This is a genomic window from uncultured Comamonas sp. (assembly GCF_964277875.1).
Classification (GTDB): Bacteria; Pseudomonadota; Gammaproteobacteria; order Burkholderiales; family Burkholderiaceae_C; genus Comamonas; species Comamonas sediminis.
The window spans coordinates 58,635-75,097 of sequence record NZ_CAXYJV010000008.1; the positions used below are offsets into that span (position 1 = coordinate 58,635).

18 protein-coding genes are annotated in these 16,463 nt (G+C 65.8%); 12 read left to right on the forward strand and 6 right to left on the reverse strand.

Annotated features, from left to right (window positions below; translation table 11 throughout):
* Positions 1 to 5: 5 nt before the first annotated feature.
* Positions 6 to 1,178, reverse strand: coding sequence for a DNA-processing protein DprA (dprA, locus tag ACHWUQ_RS03760; protein WP_394680384.1), 1,173 nt, complete (start codon positions 1,176 to 1,178; stop codon positions 6 to 8).
* A gap of 30 nt (positions 1,179 to 1,208) precedes the next feature.
* On the reverse strand, positions 1,209 to 2,432 hold the full coding sequence (locus tag ACHWUQ_RS03765) for a LysM peptidoglycan-binding domain-containing protein (protein WP_394680385.1): 1,224 nt from the start codon (positions 2,430 to 2,432) through the stop codon (positions 1,209 to 1,211).
* Positions 2,433 to 2,603: 171 nt separating this feature from the next.
* Between ACHWUQ_RS03765 and def the strand changes: the two genes are divergently transcribed.
* The 9 genes from def (at position 2,604) to ACHWUQ_RS03810 (ending at position 9,431) form a co-directional block, all read left to right on the forward strand.
* On the forward strand, positions 2,604 to 3,125 hold the full coding sequence (gene def / locus ACHWUQ_RS03770) for a peptide deformylase (protein WP_312411845.1): 522 nt from the start codon (positions 2,604 to 2,606) through the stop codon (positions 3,123 to 3,125).
* A gap of 55 nt (positions 3,126 to 3,180) precedes the next feature.
* Positions 3,181 to 3,651 carry a hypothetical protein gene (locus ACHWUQ_RS03775; RefSeq protein ID WP_394680386.1) on the forward strand — a complete coding sequence of 157 codons (471 nt, stop codon included), beginning with the start codon at positions 3,181 to 3,183 and terminating at the stop codon, positions 3,649 to 3,651.
* Between the two features lie 54 nt (positions 3,652 to 3,705).
* A complete protein-coding gene (fmt, locus tag ACHWUQ_RS03780) occupies positions 3,706 to 4,689 on the forward strand; it encodes a methionyl-tRNA formyltransferase (RefSeq protein ID WP_394680387.1) in 984 nt (327 codons plus the stop codon).
* Positions 4,686 to 5,510: an AzlC family ABC transporter permease gene (locus ACHWUQ_RS03785; protein WP_133856333.1), complete on the forward strand. Its 825-nt coding sequence runs from the start codon at positions 4,686 to 4,688 to the stop codon at positions 5,508 to 5,510. The genes fmt and ACHWUQ_RS03785 overlap by 4 nt, the downstream gene beginning before the upstream one ends.
* The gene (locus tag ACHWUQ_RS03790; RefSeq protein WP_239809806.1) at positions 5,507 to 5,851 is read left to right on the forward strand and encodes an AzlD domain-containing protein; all 345 of its coding nucleotides are present in this window, start codon (positions 5,507 to 5,509) and stop codon (positions 5,849 to 5,851) included. The genes ACHWUQ_RS03785 and ACHWUQ_RS03790 overlap by 4 nt, the downstream gene beginning before the upstream one ends.
* Before the next feature lie 127 nt (positions 5,852 to 5,978).
* Positions 5,979 to 7,172: a phosphoglycerate kinase gene (locus ACHWUQ_RS03795; protein WP_394680388.1), complete on the forward strand. Its 1,194-nt coding sequence runs from the start codon at positions 5,979 to 5,981 to the stop codon at positions 7,170 to 7,172.
* A 173-nt stretch (positions 7,173 to 7,345) separates the two neighbouring features.
* Complete coding sequence (locus tag ACHWUQ_RS03800; RefSeq protein ID WP_239809804.1) at positions 7,346 to 7,984, forward strand: hypothetical protein; 639 nt, start codon at positions 7,346 to 7,348, stop codon at positions 7,982 to 7,984.
* Positions 7,984 to 8,559 (forward strand): FlgO family outer membrane protein, encoded by a 576-nt coding sequence (locus ACHWUQ_RS03805; RefSeq protein ID WP_312411824.1) that lies wholly within the window; start codon positions 7,984 to 7,986, stop codon positions 8,557 to 8,559. Before ACHWUQ_RS03800 ends, ACHWUQ_RS03805 begins: the two co-directional genes overlap by 1 nt.
* Before the next feature lie 353 nt (positions 8,560 to 8,912).
* Positions 8,913 to 9,431: a DUF2165 domain-containing protein gene (locus ACHWUQ_RS03810; RefSeq protein ID WP_312527994.1), complete on the forward strand. Its 519-nt coding sequence runs from the start codon at positions 8,913 to 8,915 to the stop codon at positions 9,429 to 9,431.
* Between the two features lie 31 nt (positions 9,432 to 9,462).
* On the opposite strand, the gene ACHWUQ_RS03815 is transcribed toward ACHWUQ_RS03810, so the two are convergent.
* Positions 9,463 to 10,347, reverse strand: a complete 885-nt coding sequence (locus ACHWUQ_RS03815; protein WP_312527996.1) for a DMT family transporter — start codon at positions 10,345 to 10,347, stop codon at positions 9,463 to 9,465.
* Positions 10,348 to 10,433: 86 nt separating this feature from the next.
* Here ACHWUQ_RS03815 and pyrF point away from each other — a divergent pair, with 86 nt between their 5' ends.
* Both pyrF and ACHWUQ_RS03825 read left to right on the forward strand, forming a co-directional pair.
* The gene (gene pyrF, locus ACHWUQ_RS03820; protein ID WP_394680389.1) at positions 10,434 to 11,255 is read left to right on the forward strand and encodes an orotidine-5'-phosphate decarboxylase; all 822 of its coding nucleotides are present in this window, start codon (positions 10,434 to 10,436) and stop codon (positions 11,253 to 11,255) included.
* Positions 11,256 to 11,409: 154 nt separating this feature from the next.
* A complete protein-coding gene (locus tag ACHWUQ_RS03825; RefSeq protein WP_394680390.1) occupies positions 11,410 to 12,405 on the forward strand; it encodes a Bug family tripartite tricarboxylate transporter substrate binding protein in 996 nt (331 codons plus the stop codon).
* Between the two features lies 1 nt (position 12,406).
* On the opposite strand, the gene ACHWUQ_RS03830 is transcribed toward ACHWUQ_RS03825, so the two are convergent.
* Together ACHWUQ_RS03830 and ACHWUQ_RS03835 are read right to left on the reverse strand one after the other, a co-directional pair.
* A complete protein-coding gene (locus tag ACHWUQ_RS03830) occupies positions 12,407 to 13,348 on the reverse strand; it encodes an EamA family transporter (protein WP_313333748.1) in 942 nt (313 codons plus the stop codon).
* A gap of 216 nt (positions 13,349 to 13,564) precedes the next feature.
* Positions 13,565 to 14,764, reverse strand: a complete 1,200-nt coding sequence (locus ACHWUQ_RS03835; RefSeq protein ID WP_369460165.1) for an NAD(P)/FAD-dependent oxidoreductase — start codon at positions 14,762 to 14,764, stop codon at positions 13,565 to 13,567.
* A 42-nt stretch (positions 14,765 to 14,806) separates the two neighbouring features.
* Between ACHWUQ_RS03835 and ACHWUQ_RS03840 the strand changes: the two genes are divergently transcribed.
* The gene (locus tag ACHWUQ_RS03840) at positions 14,807 to 15,964 is read left to right on the forward strand and encodes a PQQ-dependent sugar dehydrogenase (RefSeq protein WP_394680391.1); all 1,158 of its coding nucleotides are present in this window, start codon (positions 14,807 to 14,809) and stop codon (positions 15,962 to 15,964) included.
* On the opposite strand, the gene ACHWUQ_RS03845 is transcribed toward ACHWUQ_RS03840, so the two are convergent.
* Positions 15,961 to 16,422 carry a GNAT family N-acetyltransferase gene (locus ACHWUQ_RS03845; protein WP_394680392.1) on the reverse strand — a complete coding sequence of 154 codons (462 nt, stop codon included), beginning with the start codon at positions 16,420 to 16,422 and terminating at the stop codon, positions 15,961 to 15,963. The genes ACHWUQ_RS03840 and ACHWUQ_RS03845 overlap by 4 nt on opposite strands.
* Positions 16,423 to 16,463: the final 41 nt, after the last annotated feature.

The following is a 16,463-nucleotide window of genomic DNA, read 5'->3' on the forward strand; positions in this document are numbered from 1 at the left end:
CGGTTCTAGCCTGCCGCCAGGCACTGGAACAAGCCGCCCGGCAGGCGTGCCACCCGGCCTTGCAGCTCCAGCTCCAGCAGCTGAATCTGCAGGCGGGCGATATCGATGCCGGTGCGGCTGCACAGGCTGTCCAGATCGACCGGGTCAAAACCCAGTGCCTGCAGCAAGCCCTCGTCTTCATGCCTATCGTAACTGGCCGCTGCGCCAGAGGTATCCACCGGCGCAGGTTCTGCGGCTGGCGCCCGGGCCGCAGCGCCCAACGCAGGCAGTTCTTCCAGAATATCTTCCACCGATTCCACCAGCTTGGCGCCCTGGCGGATCAGCGCATGGCAGCCTTTGCTCTGTGGCGCATGGATGGAGCCGGGGATCGCAAAAACCTCGCGCCCCTGCTCGCTGGCCAGGCGGGCGGTGACCAGCGATCCCGAGGCGGTCGCGGCCTCGACCACCAAGGTGCCGCTGGCCAGACCCGCTATCAGGCGGTTGCGTTTGGGAAAGTTCTGCGCCAGCGGGGGCGTGCCTAGGTGGTACTCGCTGACAATCCAGCCCTGCTCGGCAATCTGTGCAGCCAGCGCATGGTTGGCGCGGGGGTAGACCCGGTCGATGCCGGTGCCGATCACGGCGATGGTGGCGGGCTGCCGGCCGGTTGCAGCTTCCAGCGCACCGGCGTGGGCAGCGGCATCGATGCCCAGCGCCATGCCGGAGATGACGGTGATGCCCTGGCGCACGAGGGTCTGGGCAAAAGCACGGGCATTCTGCACGCCCTGCGGCGTGGGGTTGCGGCTGCCGACCATCGCCAGCGCCTTGTGCGGCCATGCCGGACCTGGCCCCTCGAACCAGCGGGCATGGCCGGTGATGTACAGCAACACGGGCGGGTCGGCGGTTTCGAGCAGCGCGGACGGGTAGCCGGCGTCGCCCAGGGTCAGCACATGCCGCACCAAAGGTGCGGGCGCGCTGGCCAGCCAGCTCCAGGTGGTGGCCTGCAGCGCCTGCAGCTCAGCGCTGGGGTTCAGCAGCGCCCGCGCTTGCGCAGGTGTGATGCAGCTCTCCAACTGTGCCGCAGTCTGGGCCAGTACCGCACCCGGCAGGCCAAAGCGCGCCAGCAGACGCCGGATGCCGGTGTTCCCCAGGCCAGGGGTCGCTGCCAGGCGTATCCAGTCGTGCAGCTCTTGTTCGGTCATGGGGCCAGCGCTGCGGTGCCGTCCACTGCGTCAGGGGCGGTAGTCGGGCGAGATCAGCGCGTCGCCGACCTTCACCCCTTCCTTGGCTTCGAGGATCAGCGCGTAGGACACCTTGTCGAAGGTGCGAAAGACCATGGCCAGGCCATTGGCCTCGTTGGGCAGCTTGATGACGGTCTGGTCGCTGTCGGTCTTGTCCTTGATGCGCGCGCCGCGTGTCATCAGGCGGAAGACATGGCCGAGCTCGACACCGTCGGCCTGGCCCCGGTTGATCGCGATCACATTGTTGCGCGATGCATAGGCCACGCTGTTGCTGCCGTAGATCGACATCACGCTGCCCTGCAGATGCTCATCGGGCGCATGCGGCACATAGCTGGTGACCTGGATGCGCGGCATCGGCAGCAGCTTGTCGCCGACGCGGATTTCCTCCTTCACTGCGGTGATATCGAGCGATGCGGGCACCGGATCGGTGTGCGCATTGCCCTTGGCGTCCAGGGTCGTCTCCTGGCGCTCGCCCGCCATCAGCTGCACCTTGCCGAGGTACTGCGCTTCATAGCCCAGGATGGCATTGGTTTCCGGGTCGACCATGGGCACGGCATTGCGGAACACGCGGTAGTACTGGCGCTCCTGCCCCATCTCCAGCGACTGGTCGGCCGAGCGGCCATAGACACGGTCGCCGGGCGACAGCAGTGCGCGCTCTTGCGCGGCACCGACCAGGCGCGGGGCTTTTTCGCTCTCGCCGGCGGACAGCACCTCGGGCTCCACCAGGAAGGCCTCGATCAGGCGCTGGTTGACAGCCGGCAGCGCGGTGCCGGACAGGCTTTCACTGCGCACGCGTGGCGAGATGCGGATGACTTCCTCCTCGCCCGAGCGCGATGTGACCAGACGCGCCATGCCATTGCGGCGTTCCAGGTACAGGGTCTGGCCGGGGTAGATCAGGTGCGGGTTGGCAATGGTCTGCAGGTTCATGCCCCACAGCGCGGGCCAGCGCCAGGGTTGCTGCAGGTAGACGCGCGAGATGTCCCACAGCGTGTCGCCACGCTTGACGATATAGGTATCGGGTGCATTGGCGGCCAGCTCGGCCTCGGGGATGCCCTGCGCCGCCACTTGCTGGGCGGTGCTGCGTTGCTGCGCGGTGACCGGCAGCTGCGCAGCCGGCGTGGCGGCCCAGGCACTCAGGCCGGCGCAGGCCATGCAGGCGGCTGCAATGGCGCTGCTGCGCAGCTGGTGGAACAGGGGCGTGGTGGATGCTCGCATGGCCGGGTGACTCCCTCTCAGTCGCTGGCAGGCCACAGTGGGCCTACTGTCAATGTTTGTAATTGCCTCTGATTCTCGGGCCAAGCCCTTGATCGATCAATGATTATTGCAAGGCATCCGGGCATTGAAGCGCAAAAGTGGCGAAAATAACGACATTCACAAGTGAAAACTATGTCTATCCTCCCGATTCTCTGCTACCCCGATCCCCGTCTGCACAAGGTTGCCAAGCCCGTGGCCGTGGTCGATGACCGCATCCGTACCCTGGTCCAGGACATGCTGGCCACCATGTACGACGCCAGCGGTATCGGCCTGGCAGCCACGCAGATCGACGTGCATGAGCGCGTGGTGGTGATCGACGTCTCTGAAGAGCGCAACGAGCCGATGGCCCTCATCAACCCGGAAATCATCTGGGCCAGCGACGAGAAGCAGGTCGGCGATGAGGGCTGTCTGTCGGTACCCGGCATCTACGACGGCGTGGAGCGTTCGGTAGCGGTCAAGATCAAGGCGCTCGACGAGCACGGCAACAGCCGCGAGATCGACGCCGAAGGTCTGCTGGCCATCTGCATCCAGCATGAGATGGACCACCTGCTGGGCAAGGTATTTGTCGAGTACCTGTCGCCGCTCAAGCGCAACCGCATCAAGTCCAAGCTGGTCAAGCAGCAAAAGCGCGAACTGGCCGACGCCAAGGGCTGATATGGGCACCACGCGATCTTCACGGAGCTGGCTGCCTGGCCGCGCGTGGGGCGCGATGGCCTTGCTCATCCTGTGCGCGGCCCTGGCTGGCTGCGCCTATCCGACCCAGTTCAAGCCCGGCACTCCGCAGCAGGAGGTGCTGAGCAAGCTGGGGCCTGCCAATACCGTCAAAAAGCTCGATGGCGGCGGTGAGCGCTGGCTCTACACCACCCAACCGATGGGGCGCGAGGCCTACCAGCTGCAATTTGGTGCCGATGGCCAATTGGAGACGACCACCCAGGTGCTGACGGCCGGCAACTTTGGCGCGATCCCGCTGGGCCAGTTCACGCAGCAGCAGCTGCTGCAGGATTTTGGCCCGCCGATGGAAATCACCCGGGTCTGGAGCTTCACGGGACAGGTCTGGACCTACCGATTCTGGGACAATGGCATCAAGCGATTCGCGCATGTGCACGTCGATCCGCAAGGTGTGGTGCAAAAGCTGATGTTCATCGATGAGCCCCTGCCCGAGCCCCGCCAGCGTGACTGAGTGCCGCTGTGCCAGGGCGGATCGCCGCTTGCCCCTTACTCCCGCTAAAAAGACATGAAAGTAGTTTTCGCCGGCACGCCGGAATTCGCCCGTGTGGCGCTGGAGCAGCTGCTGGCCGCCGGTCATGAGGTGCCGCTGGTGTTGACCCAGCCGGACCGGCCCGCCGGCCGAGGCATGAAGCTGCAGGCCTCCCCAGTCAAGCAGTGCGCGCTGGCGCATGGCATTGCCGTCAGCCAGCCACGCAGCCTGCGCCTGGATGGCAAATACCCCGAAGAAGCGGCTGCTGCGCGCGCAGCGCTGCTGGCCGCCCAGCCCGATGTGATGGTGGTGGCGGCTTACGGATTGATCCTGCCGCAATGGGTGCTGGACTTGCCTGCCAAGGGCTGTCTCAACATCCACGCCAGCCTGCTGCCGCGCTGGCGCGGTGCCGCACCCATTCACCGAGCGATCGAGGCCGGTGACGCGCAGACCGGCGTCACCATCATGCAGATGGACGCGGGTCTGGATACCGGCGACATGTGCCTGGTCGAGGCGCTGGACATTGCCGCCCAGGACACCACCGCCAGCCTGCACGACAAGCTGGCAGCGCTGGGCGGCCGCATGCTGGTGCAGGCGCTGGCCTTGAGCGACGAAGGCCGCCTGCAGCGCGAGCCGCAGCCGGCAGAAGGCATCACCTATGCGCACAAGATCGAAAAGGCCGAAAGCGCGATTGACTGGTCAATGGGTGCGGAACAGATCGATCGCCGTGTGCGCGCCTTCAACCCCTTCCCGGCAACCTCCACCCACATGGGGGACGAGGTGGTCAAGATCTGGGCGGCGCAGCCCGAGCGGCATTCGCCCGCCGATGCCGTCCCCGGCCAGGTGCTGGTGGCGGATGACCAAGGCATCGTGGTGGCCTGCGGCGAAGGTGCGTTGCGCATTAGCGAACTGCAGCGGCCCGGTGGCAAGCGCTTGCAGGCCGCAGATTTTCTGCGCGGCCATGCGCTGCAACCCGGCCAGGTTCTGGGCGACGGCAGGCCATCCGTGGCGGCTCCATGAGCCTGCACCACCGGCGCCGCGCCATCGACCATCCCAGTTTCCGTGCCGGTGTGGTCGACATGTCGGGCACGGCCGTGGGCATTGCGGCCTGGGCGCTGGTCACTGGCGTGGCGATGGTCAAGGCGGGTATCTCCGCGCCCATGGCCATCTTCATGTCCCTGGTGGTCTATGCCGGCAGCGCCCAGCTGGCGGTGCTGCCGCTGATGGCGATGGGCTCGCCGATGTGGGTGGTCTGGTTCACGGCGGCCTGCGTGAACCTGCGCTTTGTCATTCTGTCGAGCATGTGGCGCAGCTATTTTGCGCACCTGCCGCTGTGGCACCGCCTGTGCATTGGCTATTTCAGCGGTGATGTGATCTTTGTGGCCTTCATGCGCCGCTACACCGCGCCGGTGGCCAAGCCCCAGCAGGTGTACTACTTCTGGGGCGCCTCGTCGCTCAACTTCATCACCTGGCAGGGCTTCTCGATCGCCGGCATCTTGCTTGCCAATGTGGTGCCGCTGGAGTGGGGCCTGGGCTTTGCCGGCGTGCTGGCGCTGTTGGGCGTGCTGTACTCGATGCTGATCGACCGCGCCACCAAGGTGGCGGCGCTGGTGGCCGCGACAGCGGCGATTGCGGCCTACGGCATTCCGCTCAAGCTCAACATCCTGGTGGCGATTGCCTGCGCCGTCACCATCGGCCTGCTGGTCGAGGCGGTGGACCAGCGCGGCCGCAAGCCCAAGATCGTGGTCGTCGCCAAGAACAAGCCGCTGCCGTCGCCCGGGCCCGAGCAGCCCGACGATGGCACGACAGCCGTGCCCGTGCGCGAGGAGCATGTGCGATGAGCCAGGACGACTGGGATCTGCTGTACCAGCTGACCGCCATTGTGGGCCTGACCGTCATCACCGTGGTCACCCGTGCGTTCTTCATGATCCCGAAGAACGAGCTGCCGTTGCCCGACTGGCTCAAGCGCGGCCTCAAATACGCACCGCTGGCGGCCCTGATGGCCGTCATTGCGCCGGAGCTCCTGATGGTCAAGGGCGAGCTGACCGACACCTTGCTCGACGCCCGCATTCCGGCGGTGATCTGCGCGACCGTGTATTACTTCAAAAAGCGCGGCATCCTGGGCACGATTGTGGTGGGCATGGCGGTCTACCTGCCTTTGCATATCGGCCTGGGCTGGTAAACCTGCGAAGAGACGCCGGCGCGACCGCCAGCTTGGGAGCGGCCGGGCAGGCCTCTACAATGGCGGCCATGCTCGGCCGCTCCCAAGGCCTGTGCCCCAGTTTCTAGACTCTTTGGTAGCCATTCCCATGAACATCCTTCGTTTCTCCGACCTGTGTGCCCAAGGCAAGGTGCAAGGCCAACGCGTTTTCATCCGCTCCGATCTGAATGTGCCGCTCAACGACGCGGGCGAGATCACCGAAGACACGCGTGTGCGTGCGTCGGTCCCTGCGATCGAGATGGCGCTCAAGGCCGGCGCCGCCGTGATGGTGACCAGCCACCTGGGCCGCCCCACCGAAGGCGCCTTCAAGCCCGAGGACTCGCTCGCCCCCGTCGCCCAGCGCCTGGGCCAGCTGCTGGGCCGCGAAGTGCCGCTGATCGCCGACTGGGTCGATGGCGTCAACGTGGCACCCGGCCAGGTCGTGATGCTAGAGAACTGCCGCACCAATGTCGGCGAAAAGAAAAACCTGCCCGCGCTGGCGCAAAAGCTGGCCCGGCTGTGCGACATCTATGTGAATGACGCCTTTGGCACGGCCCACCGCGCCGAAGGCACAACCTACGGCATCGCCGAGTACGCGAAGACCGCCTGCGCCGGCCCGCTGCTGTCGGCCGAGATCGATGCCATCACCAAGGCACTGGCAGCGCCAGCGCGTCCGCTGGTGGCCATCGTCGCGGGCTCCAAGGTGTCGACCAAGCTGACCATCCTGCAATCGCTGTCCAGCAACGTGGACCAGCTGATCGTCGGCGGCGGCATCGCCAACACCTTCATGCTGGCTGCGGGCCTGAAAATCGGCAAGTCGCTGGCCGAAGCCGACCTGGTCGGCGATGCCAAGGCGGTGATCGATGCGATGGCCGCTCGCGGTGCCGATGTGCCGATTCCGACCGATGTGGTCGTCGCCAAGACCTTTGCTGCCGATGCCGAAGCGACCATCAAGCGCGCCACCGATGTGGCCGATGACGACCTGATCCTGGATATCGGCCCGGAGACGGCCGCCCGCCTGGCCGAGCAGCTCAAGAAGGCCGGCACCATCGTCTGGAACGGCCCGGTGGGCGTGTTCGAGTTCGATGCGTTTGCGCACGGCACCGAAACCTTGGCGCAGGCCATTGCCCAGTCGCCCGCGTTCAGCATTGCCGGCGGTGGTGACACTTTGGCCGCCATTGCCAAGTACGGCATCGAAGACAAGATTGGTTATATCTCCACCGGAGGTGGTGCGTTTTTGGAAGTATTGGAAGGCAAGACCTTGCCAGCTTTCGAAATTCTGCAAAAGCGCGCCGCAGGCTGAGCTTTCAGGGCGGGCAAATGACCGTTCCAAAGTGTGAGCAAAAACAACAAAATGCATGGCTCTGTTCGCACTTTGGATCGTTTCTCTTGTCTTGGCACCACCACATCTACAACAATGGATGCAAGCCTGGGCGGGTGTTGGCCCGTCGGCTATCTAATTCCGAGGAGGGAAACATGGCTTTGAAAAAGACCATCGGAGCGGCGGCGCTGGCAAGCGCCGTGCTTGCGTTGACGGGTTGCGCGGTAGAGGCGCCCGTTCCATACGGCGCCAACTATGCGCAGCCAACCCAGATGAAGGTGCGTGCCGCAGGCCACTGGGACCTGATGGCCAGCGAAGTGGTCGCTGACACCCTGGCGACGCTGGAGCGCAATGGTCTGAACGCCAAGACGCCCTTGTATGTGGCCCTGCCACAGAACGCCAGCGCCTTTGACAGCGTGTTCCACGACCTGGTCGTGACCAAGCTGGTGCAGCATGGCGCATCGGTCTACACCACCCCGGGCCAGCAACTGGAGGTGAGCTACGACGCCAAGATCGTGCACCACAACCTGCAGCAGGCCGGCAACTGGGCCTATGAAGGCGACAATGGCCAGGTCATCGCTGGCGTGAGCCCGACCATCGGCACCGACTACCAGGCCGCCACCATCGCTGGCGCGCCGGCTTACTCCGAAGTGCTGCTGACCACCACGGTGCTGCGCCAGGGCCAGTACGTCGCGCGCAAGTCCAACGTCTACTATGTCGACAATGCCACGGTTGGCCAGTTCGCCAAGACGCAAGCCTACCGCGCCGTCAACATGAAGGTGGTGAACCAATGATGCGGCGACTGACCACCCTTGCTGCTGTGGCCTGTGCCACTGTGCTGGCGGGTTGCGCCAGCTGGACCGAGCCTGCCCAGCCCGTGAGCACGGTGCGCAGCGAGCCCACCTACCAGTCCGCCGATGCCAGCATCTTTCTGGCCAACAGCCAGGATGCGATCAACAAGCTGACCGCCTCGGTCGCGCCGCAGTCGACCGGAACCGGTCCGGTGCTGGTGGCCACCGTGGTCAACGTGAACAACATGGGCGCCTCGTCGCCTCTGGGCCGCACCTTGTCCGAGATCTATGCCAACCAGATGGCTGCCCGGGGCTTCTACGTCAAGGAAGTCAAGCTGCGCACCGATCTGTATGTGCGCGAAGGCACCGGCGAGCTGCTGCTGTCGCGCGAGATGCGCGACATCGCCCGCAGCCAGAACGCCTCGATGGTGCTGGTCGGCACCTTCTCGCCGGCGGCCAACTTCACCTACGTCAGTCTCAAGCTGGTGCGTACCGAAGACAGCCGCATCCTGTCGGGCTACGACTATGCCTTGCCCAACGACCGCGATGTGACCCGTCTGCTGAACGCGCCTCGCTGATCCCCTGCCGGGCCCGCGCCCGGCTGCTACAAAGAACGCACTCCCCTTGGGCAGTGCGTTTTTTTATGGCCGGAACGGCCGGCGTTGACAGCCGCCATCACAGGCTGGCAGAATCCAGCCTCCCTCCTGGCGCGACATTCGATCCCGTCGGCCTGCGTGTTTCCCAGACCCGCTGCCGGCTTCAGGTTTTCCAGTCCCGATCTGCGCGCCTGCGTGCTTCTTGCACACCTCCCCGCCAACGCTGCGTTGGCACATCTTTGATGGATCAGGTGCCGAACCTTGTCGTTCGGCGCCACGGCATCCGTCTGTCTTTTTCCTGTCCCTTTCTCACTCTCTCACGTCTGGAGCTTCGAATGATGATTCGTCTGTCCAAGTCCGCCATGGTGCTGGCCATGGCTTTCTTCGCCACCTTGGTGGCTTTTGGCAATATCACCGATTACGCCACCAACTTTGCCTTTGTGCACCATGTGTTCCTGATGGACACCACCTTCCCCGGCAACGGCATCATGTACCGCGCCATCGAGGCGCAATGGCTCCACCACCTGGGCTATGCCGGCATCATTGCGCTGGAAACGCTGACGGCCGTGCTGTGCTGGATCGGGGGCAGCAAGCTCTTGCGGGCCCGCCATGCCGATGCCGCCGGCTTTCGCGCCGCCAAAAAATGGGCGATTGCGGGGCTCACCTTGGGCTTTCTCACCTGGCAGGTGGGCTTCATGTCGGTGGGCGGCGAGTGGTTTGGCATGTGGATGTCCAAGGAGTGGAACGGCGTGCCCGATGCCTTCCGCTTCTTCATCACCTTGCTGCTGGTGCTGGTCTACCTGACGATGGACAACGACAGCCTGGCCGCACCCGTGCCACCTGCAGCCCGCTGATACCAGCGGCCCAGGACGGCCTCGCGCAGGCTCAGCCGCGTGCCCGGCTGGGCCAGAGCACCGAGGCAATGGCCAGCACCATCAAGGCCACCGCGGTCCAGTCCTGCCAGTGCAGGATCTCACCCAGCCACCAGGCGCCGCTGAAGACGCCGAGCACGGGGATCAGCATCACGCTCAACGTGGACGCCAGCGGTGGCAAGGTGCGCACCAGAAAGAACCAGGCCACCTGGGCAAAGCCGATCACCAGCACGGCATTGAACAGGATGGTGCCCCAGGCCACCGGGTCGGGCGCATGCCAGCGTGGACGCTCGAGCACCGTGGCCAGCAGGCACAGGCAGGCGGTGGTCATCACCGTCATCCAGAAGGCCAGGGTCAACGTGGCTGCGGGGATGCGGGTGCGGCGCAGCAGCTGGGTGCCCAGCGCCCAGCTGGCGGCGGCCAGCAGCATCAGTGCCACGCCGGTGGGCTTGCCGCCGAGCTTGTCCATCTCATTCCACAGCAGCAGCAACACGCCGCCAGCGGCAGCGGCCACACCCATCCAGGCGCGCGGGGGCAGCCGGTCGCTGAAGAACAGTGCGCCCAGCGCTGCTGAAAAAATAGGCATGGTGTAGCCGAGGATGGCCGCCCGGCCGCTGGGCAACAGCGGGATGGCCACGATGATCAGCGTGTGCCACATCACCATGTTGAAAAAACCCAGCACCAGCAGCGGGCCCCAGTAACGGCGCTCCAGCCGGAACGGCACCTTCAGCACCACCAGGCCCAGCGCCAGCAACGGCAGACCGATCAGCATCGACAGCGCGCGAAAGCTCAGCGGCGGGAAGTGCTGAACCCCTGTTTTCATCACCGGCCAGTTCAGGCCCCAGACCAGGGTCAGCAGGCCCAGGGTCACCAGTTGTTGTCTCGACAGCGTAGGCATGGGCTGCGATTGTGCCTGCAATCCCCGTGTGACGCAGTCAGCCCTGCGCAGAGCGGGGCCCCTGGCCAGCTTTTACAATAGCGGCCATGCCTTTCATCGACCAGCTGCGCGCCGCAGCCACCCAAAACAACTCCATGCTGTGCGTGGGCCTGGATCCGGAACCCAGCCGCTTTCCCGCCACGATGCGCGGCGATGCCAGCAAGATCTATGATTTTTGCGCAGCCATCGTCGATGCCACCCATGACCTGGTCAACAGCTTCAAGCCGCAGATCGCCTATTTTGCCGCGCACCGCGCCGAGGACCAGCTGGAAAAGCTGATGGCCCATATGCGCCGCGTGGCCCCGCAGGTGCCGGTGATTCTCGATGCCAAGCGCGGCGATATCGGCTCGACCGCCGAGCAGTACGCCAAGGAAGCCTTTGAGCGCTACGGCGCCGATGCGGTGACCTTGTCGCCGTTCATGGGCTTTGACTCCATCACGCCTTATCTGCAGTACGAAGGCAAGGGAGCCTTCCTGCTGTGCCGCACCTCCAACCCCGGCGGTGACGACCTGCAGGCCCAGACCTTGGCCGATGTGCCCGGCCAGCCGCCGATGTTCGAACATGTGGCGCGCCTGGCCCAAGGCCTCTGGAACACCAATGGCCAGCTCGGCCTGGTCGTCGGCGCTACCCGCCCGCAAGAGATCGAGCGTGTGCGCGCCGTCGCCCCGCACCTGCCGCTGCTGATTCCCGGCGTTGGCGCACAGGGCGGCGATGCGGTGGCCACCGTCAAGGCGGCCCGCATTGGCGGCGGCCCGATCATCATCAACTCCTCGCGCGCCATCCTGTACGCGAGCAGCGGCGAAGACTTTGCCAGCGCCGCGCGCGCCGCTGCGATCAAGACCCGCGATCTGCTGAACGCCGTGGAATAAACACATCCTAGGCCCAGGACAACAGGGTCCGTGCTGCACGCTGGCACGGACCCTGCTTCTTTTCCGGGACAGGGCGCGGGCCTCTTGCGCCAAGACACAATGCGGCCTGCCGCTTTTCCTCTGACGACGCTCCCACCCGCCACAAGGATTCCCGATGCTCCCAGCGCTTTTTTCTCGCCCCCGCCTTGCGGCCACCGTCGGTCTGCTGGCATGGGCAGCCAGCATGGCGGCAGGCGCGCAAGCGGCTGCGCACTACCCGAACAAGCCCATTACCTTGGTGATTGCCTACCCGCCCGGCGGCAGCACCGATGCGGTGGGCCGCCTGGTCGGCACCGAGCTGGCGCAGCGGCTCAAGCAGCCGGTGGTGATCGAGAACCTCGGCGGTGCCGGTGGTGCGATCGGCGCGCAGAAGGTGGCCCGGGCACCCGCCGATGGCTACACCCTGCTGCTGGCGGCCAACAACGAGATGGCGATTGCGCCGCTGATCAACAAGGCCATCAGGTACCGCGTGTTTCAGGATTTCACGCCCATCAGCCTGGTGGCGACGCAGCCGATGGTGCTGGTCGCATCGCAGGCCAGCGGGGTCAAGAACACGCAGGAGTTCCTCAGCCTGCTGCGGCAGAACCCCGGCAAGTACAGCTATGGCAGCTCGGGCGTGGGCACAGCGCTGCATATCGCCGGTGAGATGGTGCAGCAGGCCGGCGATGTGACGATGGCCCATGTGCCGTACAAAGGCGTGGCTCCGCTGACCAATGACCTGCTGGGCGGCAGCCTCGAATTTGGCGTGTTTGTGCTGTCCTCGGGCCTGCCGCACATCCGTGCCGGCAAGGTGGTGGCGCTGGGCACGACCGAGGCCAGGCGCTCCCCCGTGACGCCCGATATCCCTGCGTTGGCCGAGACTTCGGCGTTTGCCAAGGTCGATATCAACAGCTGGTTTGCGCTGATGGGCCCGGCCAAGCTGCCGCCCCACGTGCTGGCTGCGTTGCGCGGGGCGCTGTCCGACACGCTGCAATCGCCGGGTTTTCGGGCCAAGCTCGAAGCCAGTGGCAACGTGGTGGCTGCACCGGGCCAGGACATGGGCGCTTTCTTGAAAGCCCAGGTGGGCAAGTACCAGCAGATCGTCGAGGCTGCGAAGATCGACGACCGCTGAGCTAGCGCCGCGCCGCCTGCAGCCAGCGGCCGCCCCAGACCACGACCACCAGGGCCAGCACGACAAACACCGCGCCGGCCCATTGCCAGGCTGTCACCGTCTCGCCCAGCACCAGCATGCCGGTGGTCAGCCCGATCACTGGCACGCAGAGGCTGAAGGGCGCCACGCGGTTGGCAGAGTAGCGCTGGATCAGTTTGGTCCACAGCCCGTAGCCGACGATGGTGGCCACCCAGCCCAGGTAGGCGATGGAGGCCCAGGCCAGCCACGGGATCTGCTGCCAGGTCTCGGCCTGCAGCCACTTGCCGACGCTGCCATCGTCCAACCAGGCGCTCAGCCCGATGAAGGGAATGATCGGCATCAAGCTGCTCCAGGCGATAAAGCTCACCGGGTCGTAGCGGGCGTTTTCCTTTTGCGCCAGGCGCACCACCACGTTCGAGCAGGCCCAGGAGGTGGCCGCGCACAGCACCAGCAGCAGGCCAGCCAAGGTGGTGCCACCGGCGCCATTGCTGCGCAGCTCATTGATCAGCAGGCAGGCCAGGCCCAGCGCCGCAATGCCCATGCCCGCCACCAGCGGGCGGCCGGGCCGCTCGCGCAGCAGCACCCAGGTCCAGACGGCGGTAAGAAACACCTGGGTCTGCAGCACCACGCTGGCGAGCGACGCCGTCATGCCCACCTTGAGCGCGGTGAACAGAAAGCCGAACTGGCCCACGCCTTGCAGCAGGCCAAACAGCACCACCCAGCGCCAGTGCACGCGCGGCGGCTTGATGAACAGCACCAGCGGAAAGGCTGCGCACAGGTAGCGCAGGGCGCCCAGCTCGAACGGGGTCAGGCTTTGCAACCCCCATTTCATGATCACAAAGTTGATGCCCCAGACCACCACCACGACCAGCGCCAGCGCGAGGTCAGTGGGGCGGAAGGGGACGGGGGAGCTGGAAGCGGACATGGCTGGAGGCGCTGGTGTGCGCAGCGCCGGATGTTATTCAAAGTTTTCCAGCAGTGTGCCAGCAAGCGCGGCTGCGTGCTGGCACTGCGCTATTCAGAGCCTCTAACACGGCCCAGCAAACCGCAGGTTTGCGGTTGAGACGAGGCACCCTGCCGCAGGCAGTACAACGTACGACAAGGTTGGGTAACGACGTATCAAGGGTTGTGTTGGTGGCTCTCAGCGCAAGTTGCGCGTGGGCGACAGTGCCTCAGGCTGCACACCCTGGCCTGCCAGCGCCGGGTCCAGCGGCTCATGCAAGGCCAGGTTGCGCGCCAGCAGGCCGTAGCCATAGGCGCTCTGGATGCCGTAGCCGCCCTGTGCGGCCACCCACAGAAACTGCGGCGCCTGGCCATCCCAGCCGATCACCATCTCGCCATCGGCGACAAAGGAGCGCAGGCCCGCCCAGCTGTGGCCGGGGCGGCGGATCTCGAAGTGGCTGGCCTGCATGATGCGGTCAATGCCCTCGGCAATGTCGAGCATCTCGGGCTGCACATCATGCGGGTGGGTGGCATCGGCATTGGCGGGCGAGCCCAGCAGCTGGCCGGCATCGGGCTTGAAATACCACTGCTCTCCAATATCGATGACGGCCGGCCAGTGCTGGCCGTCCATGCCCTCGGGCACCGCAAAGGTGAAGGCGCTGCGGCGCTTGGGTGTGAGGCCAATCGCAGCGGCACCAGCCATCTGGCCCAGTTCATCGGCCCAGGCACCGGCGGCATTGACGACATGGCGGGCCTGCAGCTGGCGGCCATCGGCCAGGCCGATCTGCCAGCGGCTGGCGCCGGCATCCCAGTGCAGGCTCTGCACCCGTGCATCGTTCCACAGCTGGCCGCCGCGCCGGCGCATGCCCTTCAAAAAGCCCTGGTGCAGCGCATGCACATCGATATCGCGGGCGCCGTCGTCGGTAAAACCGGCTTCGAGCACCTCGGTGTTCAAGGCCGGCAAGAAGGCTTTCAGTTCGGTCTTGTCCAGCCAGCGGGCGCCGGGCGAATGCTGGCGCGCCTCGTCGTAGGCGGCTTGCAGTGCGGGCAATTGCTCGGGTGTCGCCACATACAGCACCCCCCGGGGGCTGACCAGCGCCTGCTCGGCAAAATCGGCCGGCGGCTGCTCGTAAAACGCGCGGCTGGCCCGGGTGAGCGCTTGCACCTGGGCTGGGCCATAGTGCTCTTCGAACAGCGCGGCCGAGCGGCCGGTGGTGTGGTAGCCGGGTTGGGATTCCTGCTCCAGCACCAGCACCTGGGCGCTGCTGGACAGGTGCCAGGCGGTGGCGCTGCCGGCCATGCCGGCGCCGATGACGACAAAATCCCAGACGGCCGGGCGGGCGGCGGCAGAGGCTGACGGGGTGGGGGTGGCCGAAGGGGAACTGTTGGGGGTATCCATGGTCAGCATGGTAAGGTCAGTGACACTTCGCAAAGGGCAAACATGAGACAGAAACAGGCACGCAAGGGTTTTCATTCATGGGCGCTGGGCGCCAGCGGGCTGCTGGCCGTCTGTGCGGCCAGCACTGCGCAAGCACAAACGGTGGCGCCCGCGCTGCCCCAACCCACGGTGGTGGGCAGCGGCTACCTCAACCCCTGGGCCATTGCGCCGTTGCCGGACAAACGCTTTTTGCTGACCGAGCGCGGCGGCAAGCTTTGGCTGCTCGATGCCGATGGCCGCAAGCAGTCCGAGCTGCAGGGCGTACCCAAGGTGGTCGATGCCGGCCAGGGCGGCCTGCTCGATGTGGTGGCCGACAGCCAGTTTGCCAGCAACCGCCGCATCTATTTCTGCTTCAGCGAAGCCGGGCCCCAGGCGGGCACCAACAGCACGGCGCTGGCCACGGCGCGCATTGCGGCCGATGAGCGCCAGCTCGACGAGGTCAAGGTCCTGTTCAGCCAGCGCCCCAAGGCCAAGAGCAATGCCCACTTTGGCTGCCGCATTGCCGAGACGCCTGATGGCAACCTGTTCCTCAGCCTGGGCGACCGCTTCTCGTTGCGCAACGATGCGCAGACCCTGAACAACCACCACGGCAAGCTGGTGCGCATCGCCAAGGATGGCAGCGTGCCCAAGGACAACCCCTATGTGGGCCGCCAGGATGCGCTGCCGGAAATCTACAGCTATGGCCACCGCAACAGCCAGGGCCTGGCCGTGGCCGCCGATGGCAGCCTGTGGCAGCACGAGCACGGCCCCCAGGGCGGCGACGAGATCAACCGGCCCCAGCCCGGCAAGAACTATGGCTGGCCGGTGATCACCTATGGCGAGGAATACGGCGGCGGCAAGATCGGCGAAGGAACGCAGAAGGCCGGCATGGAGCAGCCCTTGCACTACTGGGTGCCCAGCATTGCACCGTCGGGCATGGCCTTTGTCACGAGCGACCGCTATGGCCCGGCCTGGAAAGGCAGCCTGCTGGTCGGCGGCCTCAAGTCGCGCAGCGTCGCCCAGCTGACGGTCAAGGACGGCAAGGTGACGGGCGAGAAGCGGCTCTATGAATCCCTCGGTGAGCGCATCCGCGATGTGCGCCAGAGTGCCGATGGCCTGGTCTACCTGCTGACCGATGGGCCCGATGGCAAGCTCATCCGCCTCACGCCCTCGGGCACTTAAAGCTTGCGCTTGAAACCCAGATGGCTGGGCACAAAGCCCAGCTTTTCATAGAAACGGTGCGCATCGGCCCGGCTTTTGTCGGTGGTCAGCTGCACCACCGCGCAGCCCCGCTCCCGGCACTGCGCCACCGCCCATTCCAGCATCTGCTGGCCCGCGCCGGCGCCGCGCAGTTCTGCCGCAATGCGCACCGATTCGATCTGGCCACGCCAGGCGCCCGTGTGCGACAAGCCGGGCACAAAAGACAGCTGCAGGGTGCCGACCACCTGCCCGTTCAACTCCGCCACCACCAGGCGCTGGTTCGCATCGGCGCAGATCGCATCAAAGGCTGCGGTATAGCGCGCATCGGGCGGGTCGGTCAGCACCTCGCGCTCGCGGCCCAGCGCATCATCGGCTAGCAAGGCGATGATGGCGGGCAGGTCGGCAAGGGCTGCGGTGCGGAACATCAGTTGGGTCGGCATCGCGGTGGCGCTCCAGGTCGTGGTGGTTGCATCGCCCAATG

Bases quoted from the DNA above. Each gene is read 5' to 3' on its own strand.
- dprA (WP_394680384.1), bottom strand. From the start codon at position 1,178: ATGACCGAACAAGAGCTGCACGACTGGATACGCCTGGCAGCGACCCCT.
- ACHWUQ_RS03765 (WP_394680385.1), bottom strand. From the start codon at position 2,432: ATGCGAGCATCCACCACGCCCCTGTTCCACCAGCTGCGCAGCAGCGCC.
- def (WP_312411845.1), top strand. From the start codon at position 2,604: ATGTCTATCCTCCCGATTCTCTGCTACCCCGATCCCCGTCTGCACAAG.
- ACHWUQ_RS03775 (WP_394680386.1), top strand. From the start codon at position 3,181: ATGGCCTTGCTCATCCTGTGCGCGGCCCTGGCTGGCTGCGCCTATCCG.
- fmt (WP_394680387.1), top strand. From the start codon at position 3,706: ATGAAAGTAGTTTTCGCCGGCACGCCGGAATTCGCCCGTGTGGCGCTG.
- ACHWUQ_RS03785 (WP_133856333.1), top strand. From the start codon at position 4,686: ATGAGCCTGCACCACCGGCGCCGCGCCATCGACCATCCCAGTTTCCGT.
- ACHWUQ_RS03790 (WP_239809806.1), top strand. From the start codon at position 5,507: ATGAGCCAGGACGACTGGGATCTGCTGTACCAGCTGACCGCCATTGTG.
- ACHWUQ_RS03795 (WP_394680388.1), top strand. From the start codon at position 5,979: ATGAACATCCTTCGTTTCTCCGACCTGTGTGCCCAAGGCAAGGTGCAA.
- ACHWUQ_RS03800 (WP_239809804.1), top strand. From the start codon at position 7,346: ATGGCTTTGAAAAAGACCATCGGAGCGGCGGCGCTGGCAAGCGCCGTG.
- ACHWUQ_RS03805 (WP_312411824.1), top strand. From the start codon at position 7,984: ATGCGGCGACTGACCACCCTTGCTGCTGTGGCCTGTGCCACTGTGCTG.
- ACHWUQ_RS03810 (WP_312527994.1), top strand. From the start codon at position 8,913: ATGATGATTCGTCTGTCCAAGTCCGCCATGGTGCTGGCCATGGCTTTC.
- ACHWUQ_RS03815 (WP_312527996.1), bottom strand. From the start codon at position 10,347: ATGCCTACGCTGTCGAGACAACAACTGGTGACCCTGGGCCTGCTGACC.
- pyrF (WP_394680389.1), top strand. From the start codon at position 10,434: ATGCCTTTCATCGACCAGCTGCGCGCCGCAGCCACCCAAAACAACTCC.
- ACHWUQ_RS03825 (WP_394680390.1), top strand. From the start codon at position 11,410: ATGCTCCCAGCGCTTTTTTCTCGCCCCCGCCTTGCGGCCACCGTCGGT.
- ACHWUQ_RS03830 (WP_313333748.1), bottom strand. From the start codon at position 13,348: ATGTCCGCTTCCAGCTCCCCCGTCCCCTTCCGCCCCACTGACCTCGCG.
- ACHWUQ_RS03835 (WP_369460165.1), bottom strand. From the start codon at position 14,764: ATGGATACCCCCAACAGTTCCCCTTCGGCCACCCCCACCCCGTCAGCC.
- ACHWUQ_RS03840 (WP_394680391.1), top strand. From the start codon at position 14,807: ATGAGACAGAAACAGGCACGCAAGGGTTTTCATTCATGGGCGCTGGGC.
- ACHWUQ_RS03845 (WP_394680392.1), bottom strand. From the start codon at position 16,422: ATGCCGACCCAACTGATGTTCCGCACCGCAGCCCTTGCCGACCTGCCC.